This window comes from Paenibacillus campinasensis (assembly GCF_002272015.1).
GTDB classification, from domain to species: Bacteria; Bacillota; Bacilli; order Paenibacillales; family Paenibacillaceae; genus Paenibacillus_AQ; species Paenibacillus_AQ campinasensis.
Genome location: NZ_NPBY01000006.1, coordinates 84,630 through 98,534, shown reverse-complemented (window position 1 = coordinate 98,534; position 13,905 = coordinate 84,630). Strand labels below are relative to the sequence as shown.

The 13,905-nt window shown below is 55.9% G+C and carries 13 protein-coding genes; 1 reads left to right on the top strand and 12 read right to left on the bottom strand.

Translation table 11 applies throughout. The features are described from left to right. Positions 1–128 precede the first annotated feature (128 nt). A complete protein-coding gene (gene rpmB / locus CHH67_RS02095; protein ID WP_095263315.1) occupies positions 129–317 on the top strand; it encodes a 50S ribosomal protein L28 in 189 nt (62 codons plus the stop codon). A gap of 338 nt (positions 318–655) precedes the next feature. On the opposite strand, the gene spoVM is transcribed toward rpmB, so the two are convergent. The 12 genes from spoVM to rpoZ form a co-directional block, all read right to left on the bottom strand. Then, positions 656–736 (bottom strand): stage V sporulation protein SpoVM, encoded by an 81-nt coding sequence (spoVM, locus tag CHH67_RS02090; protein WP_095263314.1) that lies wholly within the window; start codon positions 734–736, stop codon positions 656–658. A gap of 248 nt (positions 737–984) precedes the next feature. Next, positions 985–1,641 (bottom strand): ribulose-phosphate 3-epimerase, encoded by a 657-nt coding sequence (rpe, locus tag CHH67_RS02085; RefSeq protein WP_095263313.1) that lies wholly within the window; start codon positions 1,639–1,641, stop codon positions 985–987. A gap of 1 nt (position 1,642) precedes the next feature. Next, positions 1,643–2,551: a ribosome small subunit-dependent GTPase A gene (gene rsgA, locus CHH67_RS02080; RefSeq protein WP_095263312.1), complete on the bottom strand. Its 909-nt coding sequence runs from the start codon at positions 2,549–2,551 to the stop codon at positions 1,643–1,645. A 148-nt stretch (positions 2,552–2,699) separates the two neighbouring features. Next, positions 2,700–4,835, bottom strand: coding sequence for a Stk1 family PASTA domain-containing Ser/Thr kinase (pknB, locus tag CHH67_RS02075; RefSeq protein ID WP_095263311.1), 2,136 nt, complete (start codon positions 4,833–4,835; stop codon positions 2,700–2,702). Next, a complete protein-coding gene (locus CHH67_RS02070; protein WP_095263310.1) occupies positions 4,832–5,608 on the bottom strand; it encodes a Stp1/IreP family PP2C-type Ser/Thr phosphatase in 777 nt (258 codons plus the stop codon). Before CHH67_RS02070 ends, pknB begins: the two co-directional genes overlap by 4 nt. 7 nt (positions 5,609–5,615) lie before the next feature. Beyond that, positions 5,616–6,656, bottom strand: coding sequence for a dual-specificity RNA methyltransferase RlmN (gene rlmN / locus CHH67_RS02065; protein ID WP_095263309.1), 1,041 nt, complete (start codon positions 6,654–6,656; stop codon positions 5,616–5,618). Positions 6,657–6,794: 138 nt separating this feature from the next. Continuing rightward, positions 6,795–8,174 (bottom strand): 16S rRNA (cytosine(967)-C(5))-methyltransferase RsmB, encoded by a 1,380-nt coding sequence (gene rsmB / locus CHH67_RS02060; protein ID WP_095263308.1) that lies wholly within the window; start codon positions 8,172–8,174, stop codon positions 6,795–6,797. Further along, entirely contained in the window at positions 8,171–9,109 is a 939-nt protein-coding gene (fmt, locus tag CHH67_RS02055) for a methionyl-tRNA formyltransferase (RefSeq protein WP_095263307.1), read from the bottom strand. The genes rsmB and fmt overlap by 4 nt, the downstream gene beginning before the upstream one ends. Continuing rightward, positions 9,106–9,600, bottom strand: a complete 495-nt coding sequence (gene def, locus CHH67_RS02050; RefSeq protein ID WP_095263306.1) for a peptide deformylase — start codon at positions 9,598–9,600, stop codon at positions 9,106–9,108. Before def ends, fmt begins: the two co-directional genes overlap by 4 nt. A 45-nt stretch (positions 9,601–9,645) precedes the next feature. Further along, on the bottom strand, positions 9,646–12,171 hold the full coding sequence (gene priA, locus CHH67_RS02045) for a primosomal protein N' (RefSeq protein WP_095263305.1): 2,526 nt from the start codon (positions 12,169–12,171) through the stop codon (positions 9,646–9,648). Continuing rightward, complete coding sequence (gene coaBC, locus CHH67_RS02040) at positions 12,171–13,433, bottom strand: bifunctional phosphopantothenoylcysteine decarboxylase/phosphopantothenate--cysteine ligase CoaBC (protein WP_095263304.1); 1,263 nt, start codon at positions 13,431–13,433, stop codon at positions 12,171–12,173. Before coaBC ends, priA begins: the two co-directional genes overlap by 1 nt. A gap of 130 nt (positions 13,434–13,563) precedes the next feature. Next, on the bottom strand, positions 13,564–13,764 hold the full coding sequence (rpoZ, locus tag CHH67_RS02035) for a DNA-directed RNA polymerase subunit omega (protein ID WP_095263303.1): 201 nt from the start codon (positions 13,762–13,764) through the stop codon (positions 13,564–13,566). Positions 13,765–13,905: the final 141 nt, after the last annotated feature.

Sequence of the window (13,905 nt, the reverse complement as noted above, 5' to 3'; positions counted from 1 at the left end):
AAACAACATTGTACTATAAGAAGTAAGAGAAATAAATGTTTTTAGGGCAGTTGACGGAGCAATTTTTACTGTGATATTATATTTAAGTATTGTTTTATGCAGGGTTAGTGAACAAGGAGGTGTAATAAATGGCTCGCAAATGTTATGTAACTGGCAAGAAACCAAGCAGCGGAAACCATGTTTCCCACGCAAACAACCACAACAAGCGCACTTGGGGCGTTAACGTTCAAAAAGTCCGCATTCTCGTGAACGGCAAGCCAAAACGTGTATACGTCAGCACTCGTGCTTTGAAATCCGGTAAAGTGACTCGCGTATAATCATCTCATGTTATAATGAAGAAAAACTTCTTAATCTCCAGCACCTTTCGGGGAGCGGTCCGGGGCAGGAAGTTTTTCTTGTTTTTGGATACATACATATCTAAACAAAAAGCACCTTGCGCAGCCAGGTGCTTTTTCAGATATAAGAAAGCCCCAAAGCAGCTGCAGCTACACCCGAGCACTCTCTTATATCACAAGAAAAACCTTCCGCGGGGCCTCGGTATGTCTCCCCTATCCGGTATACCCGCATCACATCGTGATTCCTTATGTTCTTCATCCAGTAAAGCACCCCTGGCGGTGCCGCCCCAGTCGAAAGGTTGGTTGGCCGTGACAAGCTGTCAGCCTTTGTGAAACGTATTTAAAATGGCTTTCACAAAACCTCCCAAAAACTTCGGCAGCTTGAACGTATAGAATTTCATGTCTCACCCTCCCCAATCATTCTCATGCCTTCCTATAATATCGTATGCACCAAGCCTACAGATGTGAACACAGACAAAAAAAGGCTACATGAGAACCCAGCTCATGTAACCATACTTATGCGGTAACGCCCCGCCCTATGCATCGCATGTGGTCAAACCGGGCAGCTCCCTGAGAAAAACACCACGCGCAGTGAGGGGCGCACGTGGTGCAATCAGCAAAAATCATGTTAGGTTGCCTCGTTGCTGGCCTAGGATACGCTGCTGCGAATGCCGGCGATTGCGGCAGCGCGATCGGCCTGGCCGTACACAGCGCTTCCTGCCACCAGCACATTCGCCCCGGCTGTAGCGACCAGCGGCGCTGTCTCCGCCGTAATGCCCCCGTCTACCTCAATGTGAAGATCGGCTTGGCCCGACTGCTCCGCCCATTCGCGGATCTGACGAATCTTGTTCACGGTCCGTTCAATAAAGGCTTGTCCGCCAAATCCGGGATTCACCGTCATGACAAGCACCAGATCCAGATCCGGAAGCACCTCCTGCAGCACATGCGCCGGCGTGCCCGGATTGATGGCTACCCCTGCCTTCGCGCCAAGCTCCTTGATCTGATGAACGACACGATGAAGATGAGGGCAGACTTCAGCATGAACGGTAACATAGTCCGCTCCCGCCTTCACGAAATCCGCGATATAACGCTCCGGCCGCTCGATCATGAGATGAACGTCAAGCGGCAGCGAAGTATGCGGTCTGATGGCCTGCACAATCGGCGGCCCCAAGGTAATGTTCGGGACGAAGTGCCCGTCCATCACATCGACGTGGATCCAGTCGGCTCCGCCTGCCTCAACCTCCCGCACCTCTTGCCCCAGCTTGGCAAAATCAGCTGACAATATCGATGGCGCTATTATGATCATATTAATACCTCCGCTTCTTGTCTTTCATTTCTGCAAAAAACTCTGTGTAATGAACATAGCGGCTTTCTGCAATGCGGCCCTCTGCCTTGGCCCGGATCACTTCACAGCCCGGCTCGTGCATGTGGCTGCAGCCACGAAACTTGCAATCCGCCGCATAAGGAACGAACTCGCGGAAGCAGCTCGACAGCTCCTCAACCCCCAGCTCCAGAAAATCAAGCTGGCTGAAACCCGGCGTATCGGCAACGAATCCGCCATTATCCAGCTCAATCAGCTCCACATGGCGCGTCGTATGCCGGCCCCGTCCAAGACGCATGCTAATCTCGCTTGTCGTCAGCGACAGCCCTGGCTGGAGGGAATTCAGCAGCGAGGACTTTCCTACGCCGGACTGTCCGGCAAACACGCTGATTTCGCCCGCCAGCCGCTGCTTGACCTGCTCAACACCAATCCCTTCCAAGGAGCTGGTAATCAGCACCTCGTAACCGATGTTTTCATACAGCGCCTTGACCTCTTGAACCTGTGTATCGTTCTCGTCAGCCAGGTCCTGCTTAGTCAGGCATATTAACGCATCCAATCCGGAATGTTCGATATGTACAAGAAATTTATCCAGCAGCACCAGATTCAAATCCGGCTCCTTCACAGAAAACAGAAGCACAGCCAGATTCACATTCGCTACCGGAGGACGAATTAATTGGGAAGACCGTGGAAGAATTTCATCCACGGTCCCCTCCCCATTCTCAGTTAGCGAGTACTTTACATGGTCTCCAACGAGCGGAGAGATGCCTCTTTTTTTGAAAATGCCGCGGGCTCTGCATTGAACCGCCTGGTCTTCCCCGGATATCGACCGGTCATCTCGAAATGGTTTGACATAGTAATATCCGCTTAGCGCCTTCACGATCAGTCCCTCTAGCATATAATAGGCCTCACCTTTCCTGTTGGATTTAGATTTATAATGAAGTTCAAGAACCGGCTACCGCAAGCGACATGCCGGACAGACGAACTCATCCGAAAGCATGTGCTTGTAGTGTCCGGCCGGTTATGGCAGCTTCGGCTAGTCATCGTTAGTCGTCATTTCCGCGACCGTTCCCTCTGCCGTTACCATTGCCATTGCCGTTTCCATTGCCATTATCATGGCCTTCGCCTTCATCCTCAGAGCCGCCCTCCTCGGAACCGCCCTCACCTTCGCCTCCGGAAACCGGAACATCCCGCACCGGCGGCGGTTCAATCGTAGGCTCCGTCACGGTGCCGTTCTTGGCATCCGTATAGGATACGACATAAGTGTCAATGACCCGCCCGTCACGGTGAACCATGACGGTCGCATCTTTGTTTGGCGCGAGGACAAGATCGACCGGTATCGTCTCCATCGTTGTAATCGTTTTGTTCACGGCTTCCTTGTTCTCGCCAAGCGCATCTGTGAATACAACCCGGATTCGGCTCGGCTCACCCTCATAGGCAGGAGCAACCGGTACGTTATAACGATAGTTGACGATGTCATCCGGCAGTCCGGAGCTTACCGTAATCGTAATCTTCGTTCCGGGAGATACCGCTTCATTCGCTTCAAACGGCCACTGCTCCATTACTTTGCCTCTCTCGACATCGTAGCTCGATTTCTCCTTCACGGCCTCTACTTCAAGGCCTAGCGACTCAATCGTCTTGACAGCTTCGTCCCTGGACATGCCAATCAGACTCGGCATATTCACCGTCTGCTTGCCGCGGCTGATCGTCAGCACAATCTCCACCTGGTCCGGATCGAACTCCGCACCAGCAGCTGGCGATTGCCGGATGATCTTGTCTGCATCCACCTCATCGTTGTGCTCGGTGTTCTGCTTGATCGTCTCCTCATTCACGTTCTGCGCCTTCAGCAGCGCAAGCGCCTCTTCGTAGGTTTTGCCGCTTAAATCCGGCATGACGCTGAGCGGCTTGGCCGCGCCTACGGACAGCTGGATCAGCGAATCCTTCTTCACCACAGTGCCTTCAGGTCTGCTCTGACCAAATACGATCCCTTCATCCACCCCTGGCTTGTACTCCCGGATGACTTCCGGATCAACCGCAAGGCCGCTTTCCTCCAGCAGACGAATCGCGTCCTCTTCCGGCATATCCACTACGCCGGGCACCGTCACCTCAGGCACTTCAAGCATCTTGTTAACATAGGCAACAACCCCGGCCATAATCCCCAAGAACAACAGTACAGAAGCGATGATCACCGTCGGCTTCACCCATTTGCGCTTACGTCTGCCGGCGGCTTTCTCATCCGGCCTGTCCTCTTCCGCATCCGGCTCGTCCCTCGGACGGCTGCTGCGCTCCATGCTTTTGATCGCCGGCATAACCAGCGTGGAATCCTCATCTTCCTCAAATTCCATCTTCGGTTCATTGATGCGGCTTGGCAGCAGGCAAGTCTCCAGATCCTCCATCATTTCCTCGGCGGACTGGTACCGCTCCTGCGGATTTTTGCGCATCGATTTCAGAATGACGTTCTCCACGCTCTGAGGAATGAGCGGATTCACTTCCCGCGGCTCCTCAAATTCCTCCTGCAGATGCTTCAACGCAACGCTGATCGGGCTTTCACCGAGAAACGGCAGCCGGCCGGTCAGCATTTGATACAGTACGATGCCAAGCGAGTACAGATCCGATTTCTCCCCTGTGGCCACCCCTTTGGCGTGCTCCGGAGAGAAATAATGAACCGACCCGACCACCGAACCCGTCTGCGTAATCGTTGTCGAGGTGACCGCTCTTGCAATACCGAAGTCCGTCACCTTCACCCGGCCGTTGCGGCCGATCAGAATGTTGTGCGGCTTGATATCGCGATGAATGATCTGATTCTGATGGGCGTGTCCAAGGGCATCGCAGATCTGCGTAGCAATTCGGACCGCTTCCTCGACCTGCAGCGGCGCCCGTTCTTTAATGATTTCGTTAAGATTATTCCCTTCCACATACTCCATAACAATATAATGAATGTCGTCTTCCTGGCCCACATCATAGATGCTGACCACGTTCGAATGCGATAGGGATGCCGCAGACTGCGCTTCCCGCCTGAAACGACGGATAAATTCCTCGTCATGCACAAACTGCTGCCGCAAAACTTTGATCGCCACATAACGATTCAGCAAAATGTCCTGCGCCTGATAGACGAGCGCCATCCCGCCGCCGCCAATTCGCTCTATAATTTTGTAACGACCAGCCAATTCATGTCCGATCATGAATCCCACCCCTTTATACGTTGCCCGGCGGCCTCTTCCTGATGTTCAAACATCGCCACGGTAATGTTATCCTCACCGCCGGCAAGAAGCGCGAGCTGAAGCAGCCGATCCGCTCTTTCCTCAAGAGGAATGTCCAGTGCGCCGGCAATTTGGCCGATTCGTTCCCGGCTGACGCGGTTGCTAAGCCCGTCGCTGCATAACAGCAGCACTTCCCCGTCGCCGAGCGACACCGGAGTCAGTTCAACCGATACGTCGATATCGGTTCCGAGCGCCCGGCTTAACACATTCCTCCGGGGATGCGTCTCCAGTTCATCTTCCGTAATCTGGCCGCTCTTATATAGCTCATTGACCAGCGTATGGTCCTCGGTCAGTCGAATAACCTGCTCAGGCGCAACCTTATATGCCCGGCTGTCGCCGATATGACCGATATACCCTTCGTTCCCCCGGAACAGCACCGCGACAATCGTCGTCCCCATATTGTGCAGACGCTCGTCGGAAGCAGCCTCCTGGTATATGACCTCGTTCGCATGCAGTATCGCATCGCCGAGCGCGGCGCGAACGCCTTCCATCGACATGTCCGGATCCAGGGAGGACAAATCCTCGGCCACGGTGTCAACAGCGAGCCTGCTGGCGGTATCGCCGGCCTGATGGCCGCCCATGCCGTCGGCCACAACGCCAAGCGTGTAGCCATGCTCCATATTTCGAACGAATACTGAATCTTCGTTTACAGGACGGACCCGTCCAACATGGCTTACATGAACCGTCTTGATCAATGTTTTCTCACCTCAACTCCATATGCTTGGCCCGAAGCTGGCCGCAAGCGGCAGCGATATCGTGGCCTTGCTCGCGCCGGATGGTAACGTTGACTCCTTTATCCGCAAGCGCGCGCTGAAATTTGAAAATATCATTTCGCGATGTGCGGACATATTTCCGCTCCGGCACATGGTTCACCGGAATCAGGTTGACAAAACAGTTCATGTCTTTAATGACATCCGCCAGTTCTTCCGCATGTTCAACCTGGTCATTCACCCCGCCGATCAGGGCATATTCAAACGTGATGCGGCGGCCGGTCTTCGCTTGATAATACCGAAGCGACTCGATAACATCATCAAACGGGAATCTGCGGTTGACAGGCATCAGCTTCGAACGAAGCTTGTCGTTCGGCGCGTGGATGGAAATCGCCAGATTGATCTGTGTATCCTCATCGGCAAATTTATAAATGTTAGGCACAATGCCGCTGGTCGAGACGGTAATGTGACGCTGCCCGATGTTCAGCCCCTTCTCATGGATCATGATCCGCAGGAACTTCATCGTGGCCTCATAGTTCTCAAACGGCTCCCCGGAGCCCATGATCACGATGCTGCTTACCCTCTCGCCGCTCTGATCCAGAATCTTCTGAGCCTGAACGACCTGGGCCACAATTTCTCCCGGGGTCAGATTCCGCTTCAGTCCGCCGAGCGTAGAGGCGCAGAACGTGCAGCCGATACGGCAGCCGACCTGTGTCGTAACACAGATGCTGTTGCCGTAGTTATGCTTCATGATGACCGTTTCGATCGCGTGATCGTCGTGAAGGCCGAACAGAAACTTGACCGTTCCGTCCTTGGACTCAAACCGCGTGATCTCCGACAGCGTCACAAAGCTGAACTCGTCCTCAAGCTTGCGGCGAAGCTCCTTCGACAGATTTGTCATCTCCTCAAAGGCGTTCACACGCTTCACGTACAGCCAGTCAAATATTTGGGAGCCCCGAAACGCAGGCTCGCCCTGTTCCTGAGCCCATGCTTGAAGTTCTTCCAATGAATAGTCGTATATAAAAGGCTTCATTTCACCACACCTGTCTAATTTCATTCATATGCACATCTTTTTTCATTCTTCCTATTTTAACATAAATAAAAGGCACCGTAAAAGAGAAAACCCGCCGAAGCGGCGGGATAACAGGATTCTTGGACCGCTCTCCAGCGCTTAGGGAAGCTTCCGGAGTCTCGCAATATAGAATCCGTCACTATGAAAATGCTGCGGCAGAATCTGAATGCCTCCCCCTCGCACGAGCGCCGCCTCACGCAAGCGAGAAAGCGGGCCAAGAGCGTCTTCGGCAAGGGCAAAGTCCGCGCGATCCGCGAGGAAATCCGCCACGGCCTCCTCGTTCTCGGCAGGCTCGATCGTACAGGTGCTGTATACGAGCAGCCCGCCTGGCCGCAGCAATTCGGCTGCGGTATGAAGCAGCCTTCTCTGCAAAGCGGCGATCTCGGCGATATCCTCCGGCGACTTGCCCCATTTCAGATCCGGCTTTCGTCTGATGACGCCAAGCCCCGAGCACGGCGCATCCAGCAATATCCGGTCGAAGGATGCCGGCTCGAACCGGGAAGACAGCTCCAGCGCATCGCCAGTTATCGTCGTCACACAGTCGAGACCCAGTCTGGCAACCTGCTCACGGATAAGCTTGCCTTTATGAGTGTGAATATCGTTCGCAACGATCTCGCCTTCATCCTTCATCAGCTCAGCCATGTGAGCCGTCTTCCCCCCCGGGGCGGCGCAGCAGTCCAGCACCCGCATGCCCGGCTCCGGCGCAACTGCCTCGGCCACGAGCATCGAGCTCTCATCCTGAATCGAGATCATTCCTTCGCGGTACCATTCGGTGAGCGCCATATTGCCACCGCCCTGCACCACGATGCCATAGGGGCTCAGCGCGGAGGGTTCTGCTGTCAGATCATGCGACCGCAGCTCTTCCAGCATCGCATCCCGGCTGATCATCGTGGTGTTCACCCGGACGCTGACGGCAGGCGGGGTGTTGTTGGCGGCGCATATCGCTTCGGCCGTCGCCTCGCCATATTGCAGCATCCAGCGCTCAACAAGCCATTCCGGGTGAGAATGGCGCAGCGCGATCCGGCGGGCCGGAGGCAGAGCGTCCGGAATCTTCAGCTCATCCTTTTGCCTCAGTACACTGCGCAGCACGCCGTTGACCATGCCGGAAATGCCCTGATGCCCCCGGCGCTTGGCCAGATTCACCGCTTCGCTCACCGCTGCATGCTCCGGAATCCGGTCAAGGTACGTGAGCTGATAAAGGCTGAGACGAAGCAGCGCCCTTACCCACGGCTGGAGCTTCGCCACCCCTTTGTTCACGAACTTGTCCAGAAAATAGTCCAGCGTGTTCAGGCGCGAAATCGTCCCGTACACCAGCTCCGTTGCCAGGCCGGCATCCGCGCGGCTTAGAGAAGCCTTCTGAAGGGCAGCGTTGAGCAGCAGGTTGCTGTAAGCCCCCTCCTGCTCAACTTCGGTCAGCACATTCAGCGCCAGCTCCCTTGGGGATGCCGGACGCCCTTTAGCTTTGCCGCTGCCGCTCATCCGAGTACCGTCCCGACCGTCATGCTTGTCCCGCGGACAAACTGCTCGGCAGTCATCGCCTTTTTCCCGCTTGGCTGCACGGTCAGCAGCTTGATCGTCCCGTCACCGGTCTTCACCACCACGCCCTGCTCCGTCAGCTCAAGCACCGTGCCTGGCGCTGCATCCGCCGGTCCTGCCGCTCCCTCCGGCTTGGCGGTGGCCCACACCTTGAACACCTCGCCGTTCCACAGGGTAAATCCGCCGGAGAACGGGACCAGTCCGCGAATTTGATTGTAAATGTCGCGCGAGGAGCGGGACCAGTCAATCCGTTCATCCTCCCGGGTCAGGTTAGGCGCATAGGTCGCCTCAGCTTCGTTCTGAGGCTCCGCCTCCACCTTACCCTGCATGAGCCGGGGCAGCTGCTGCTTGAGCAGTTCCGCCCCGGCAACGCTCAGCTTCTCGAACAGGCTTCCGGCCGTATCCTCCTCCGCGATCGCGACCTCAAGCTTCGCAATCATATCGCCGGTATCCAGCCCCTCGGCCATATACATCAGCGTGATGCCGGTGACCTTCTCGCCGTTGATAATGCAGCGCTGAATCGGCGCGCCCCCGCGATAGGCGGGGAGCAGCGAGCCGTGCACATTCAGACAGCCAAGCCGCGGCATATCGAGCACCGATTTCGGCAAAATCTGGCCGTAAGCTGCCGTGATGATCATATCCGGCTCATACTTGGCCAGTTCAGCCACCGCCTCCGGACTGCGCAGCCGCTGAGGCTGCAGCACCGGGATGCCGTGGCGAAGCGCCGCTTCCTTAACCGGTGTAGGCGTCAGCACTTTCTTGCGCCCTTGCGGTCGATCCGGCTGCGTAACGACGGCAACCACGCGGTAACCTTCGGACAGGAGCATCTCCAGGCTGGGTACGGCAAAAGCCGGCGTTCCCATAAATACGATGTTCATCGGTTCTCCAGCTCGCTTCTCGGCGGCTCCGGCGTATATTCATACACCCGTTCCGCGATATCGGTGAACAGCACGCCGTTCAGATGATCGATCTCATGCTGGAAGGCACGGGCCAGCAGTCCTGTCCCCGTTACAACAATCTCGTTGCCGTCGCGGTCCAGTCCCTTGACAGTAACCTTCTCTGCGCGCCGCACGTCTCCGTTCCAGCCCGGGATGCTAAGGCAGCCCTCCGGACCAAACTGCTCGCCCTCGCTCTCGATAATCTCGGGGTTGATCATCTTGATCAATCCGTTCTCGTCCCCGGCATCAACAACGATCAACCGCTTCAAAATGCCGACCTGCGGAGCCGCCAGTCCGACACCATCCGCGTCATACATCGTGTCTGCCATATCATCCAGCAGCTTCTGCACGTTCGGGGTAATTTTCGTTACTTCCTTGGCTCTTTTGTGAAGAACCTCATCCGGTTCCTTTACGATAATACGAATTGCCATTTACGCTACACACCTTCCTTGGACTTTTCAACATTATATGCGGATTTACATTAACATTTGCGGATCAACGTCGATGCTGATGGCGAGCCCGCTGTCCCGTACCGATTCCTGCAGCTGCTCCGCAGCGTCCCGGGTCAGCGAGACGGCATCCATCGTCCCACGCCATTTTATCATACATTGAAATCTGTATCTATTTTTAAGCCGGGGAATCGGGGAAGCGACAGGCCCGAGAATATCCAGCGCATCGGCTGCGAATCGGTCCAGGCTCCCGAACCATCCCCGCCGGTCTGCTTCTTTCTTCACCATCGCGGCATAATTTTCAGCGGTTCGCACAAGCAGCGGCAGCTGTTCATGGGAAAGGGTCACCAGAATGAGCCGGCAATACGGCGGGTAATGCAGCGCCTTCCGATGCTTGAGCTCATCTTTGACAAAGGATAAATAATCATGCCCGCTCGCATGGATAATGGAATAGTGCTCCGGCGTATAAGACTGGATAACCACCTCGCCGGGCAGCTGATGGCGGCCGGCTCGACCGGCCACCTGCGTCAGAAGCTGGAAGGTCTTCTCCGCCGCCCGGAAATCCGGGAGATTCAGGGCCGAATCGGCCGTAATGACGCCGACCAGCGTCACATCCGGAAAGTCAAGCCCTTTGGCGACCATCTGCGTGCCCAGAAGCACGTCCGCTTTTTTGTCCCGAAACTGCTGAAGCAGCTTCTCGTGGGACCCTTTTTCCGTCGTGGTATCCACATCCATCCGAATGACCCGAATGCCCGGAAACAGCTTGGCCAGCTCTTCCTCTACCCGCTGCGTACCCGTGCCGAAATAACGGATATGCTCGCTTCCGCAATCCGGACAAACGTCGGGCGAAGGAGCGGCATAACCGCAATAATGGCATCTGAGATTATGCGACTTCTGGTGATACGTCAGCGAGATGTCACACTCCGGGCAGCCTGCAACATAGCCGCAGCTCCGGCACATGACAAAGGTCGAATAGCCCCGCCGGTTCAGCAGCAGAACGGTCTGCTCCCCTCGCTCAAGACGCGCTGCAATCGCTTCATGAAGAGGGATGCTGAACATAGAGCGATTCCCTTCGCGCAGCTGCTCCCTCATATCGACAACCCGAACCTCCGGCAGCCGGTTGCCCAAAGCGCGGGAATGCATCTCCAGCAGCACAGGGGCAAAATCATCCTGGGCCTGGGAACGGGCCGCATGATAGCTCTCCAGCGAAGGGGTGGCCGAGCCGAGTATGACGGCAGCCCCGCTTAAAGCAGCCCTGTGGATCGCCACATCCCTTGCATGATACTTCGGCGTTTCTTCCTGTTTGTACGACGTTTCGTGCTCCTCATCCATAATGATGAGGCCAAGACGGTCAAACGGCGCGAAGACCGCCGATCTGGCGCCGACCACAACCGACGCTCTGCCTTCCCGGATTTTGCGCCACTCGTCATACCGCTCTCCGTCCGAGAGGCGGCTGTGCATGACCGCCACCCGATCACCGAAGCGGGCCTTAAAGCGCTCCACCATCTGCGGTGTCAGCGAAATTTCGGGCACGAGCACAATCGCTTGACGCTCCTGCTGAAGACAGCGCTGGATCGTCTGCAGATAGATTTCCGTCTTGCCGCTGCCCGTAACGCCATGCAGCAGAAACACGCCGTGCTGGCGCTCGTCCAGCTTGTGCACGATCTTGTCGTATACCCGCTGCTGTTCCTCCGTCAGAACAAGCGGCTCGCTCGGCTTGAAATGTCGGCCCCGATACGGATCGCGGAACACTTCCACATCCTTGATCGCAATGAGTCCTTTATCCGCTAGCGCCTTCACCGTGCCTGCCGTCACGCCAAGCGTCTGCAGCAATTCCTTCTGCGAGATCGGCAGCAGCGGCTCGATCTCCAGCAGGTAAGAGAGCACCTCTCTCTGGCGCTGGGCTTTCGCCGGGAAATCCCCCAGCGCCGCTTCCGCCGCCGCTTTCTCTACCGCCAGTTCGACGGCCTTCATCGTTTTCTTCTGCAGCTTGTCCTTGATCTGCTGGTGCTCGCTCAGCATTCCCCGCGCAAGCAGCGTCTTGATCACATCCGCCTGATCCGGAAACGCGCGGGACAGCTGCTGGATCGTCACCTCGCCCCGTTGGCCGACAAAGCCGAGAATCCGCTCCTCCTCTTCGCTTTCAGGCTGAAGAGAGAACAGCCCTTCGGTCTCATCAGGGGTGTCAGAACGCTCCGGCAGTGAAATGTATCGTTCAGCCTTCCCCTTCAGCGCGGTCGGCAGCATCGACTGCAGCGCTGTAATCTGCCTGCACGCATACCGCTCCTTCATCCATTCCCCGAGCTGCACCAGCTCCCGGGACAGCGGCGGCAGCACATCGAGCACCTCCTGGATCGGCTTCATCTTCGAGGTGTCCATCTCGGGACGGGGATGCAGCGACACAACGAATCCCTGCAAGGTCCGATGCCCGAAAGGAACACCGACCCGGCTCCCTACCTCAATCCAGGGCCGCAGCGAAGCAGGGACCAAATAGTCAAACGGCCGGTCCGTATCCTTGGACGGCACGTCCACAATGACTTTGGCCATTTCCATCAGACAGACCTCCCGGATATCCGCTCGGCGGCGAGCAGCAGCAGCCTGCGGGCAACTTCCTCCTTGGACATCAGCGGCAGCTCAAGCACAAGACCTTCCGCGTCATAGATATGAACCTGGTTCGTATCCGTACCGAAGCCCGCCCCCGCTGCTGTCACATCATTGGCTACGATAAGATCACAGTTTTTGCGCTTCAGCTTATCCTTGGCATGTTGCTCGAGCGAATCTGTCTCGGCGGCGAAGCCGATCAGATACTGAGAGCTTTTGCGTTGGCCGAGGCTCTCCAGAATGTCTGTCGTCTTGACCAGCTCAAGCGTCATCGTATCCCCGCGCTTTTTAATTTTTGACGTAGCTACTTGCGCAGGCCGGTAATCGGCTACGGCAGCCGACTTAATCACAATATCGCTGTCGTCAAAGACGCGCAGCACCGCCTGATACATCTCCTCGGCAGACTCCACCTGTTCGGCGGAGATCCCCTGCGGAGGCGGCTCATCGGTATGGCCGGCGATCAGATGAACATCAGCGCCCAGCGCTTGGGCCGCTTTGGCGATAGCAAACCCCATTTTGCCGGAGGAATCGTTGGTGATATAACGCACCGGGTCGATCCGCTCCATCGTCCCTCCTGCGGTTACAACCACTTTTTTACCTTTCAATATGTCAGAAGATGCCGCGTTGAGCGCTCCCACAGCGTCCTGGTCGGCCTGCAGGCTCGTCTCCCGGTCCCTGAAAAACTGCTCCACAACCTCAACAATCGTCTCAGGCTCTTCCATCCGGCCTTTTCCTACATAGCCGCAGGCCAGCAGGCCATCGCCAGGTTCAATCATCTGCACGCCCCGGGATACCAGCGTCTCCATATTCGCCATGACAGCCGGATGGGTGTACATATGCACATTCATCGCAGGCGAGATCATTACTGGAGCTGTTGTAGCCAGCAATGTCGTCGTCAGCATGTCGTCCGCGAGGCCATGGGCCATTTTGGCAATCACATTGGCTGTAGCAGGGGCTACAAGCACGAGGTCGGCCATATCCGCCAGATGAATATGCGAGACAACCGCAGGATCTCTCTCATCAAATGTATCGCTGTATACAGGGTTTTTCGTTAAAGTTTGCAGCGTCAGCTCTGTGATGAACTGTTTCGCGGATTCCGTCATGATGACATGAACATCCGCCCCTCTCTGGACGAGCCTGCTGCATAACGTCGCCGCTTTATAGGCAGCAATGCCGCCAGTAACGCCAACCACGATCACTTTTCCGCTTAACATGAACTATCCCCCGCTTTCGTTCGTAACAAGCTTGCCGTCCTATACCAAACAACTTCAATTCAAAAAAATAACAACCTTTCGGTTGTCACATTGTGCTTATACAAGCGTCCTATTCAGCTATCGGGGAAGCTTACGCTTCTCCCCGTTCAACCTTGATGTAGTCGCCGTAAATCTCCTCAAGCGCAACGCCTACGAATTTGTGAGACTTCGGATCCTCCAGTTCGCTCGGAGCCCCTTCACGCAGCTGGCGCGCGCGGCGGGATGCAGCCACAACCAGCGAGTATTTACTGTCAACCTTGTTCATCATTTCATCAATGGAAGGGTATAACACAGTACAGCACCTCTTTCATCATACTTAAAGTCCCCGTTGTGAGAGGGGTAGGTCCATTCATTCCAAGTAAGGGAAAACAAAACCGCCTAACACCGAAGTTACCTTGCGATTAAAGAAAGCGCAGCTCCTTCTTGAGAAGCA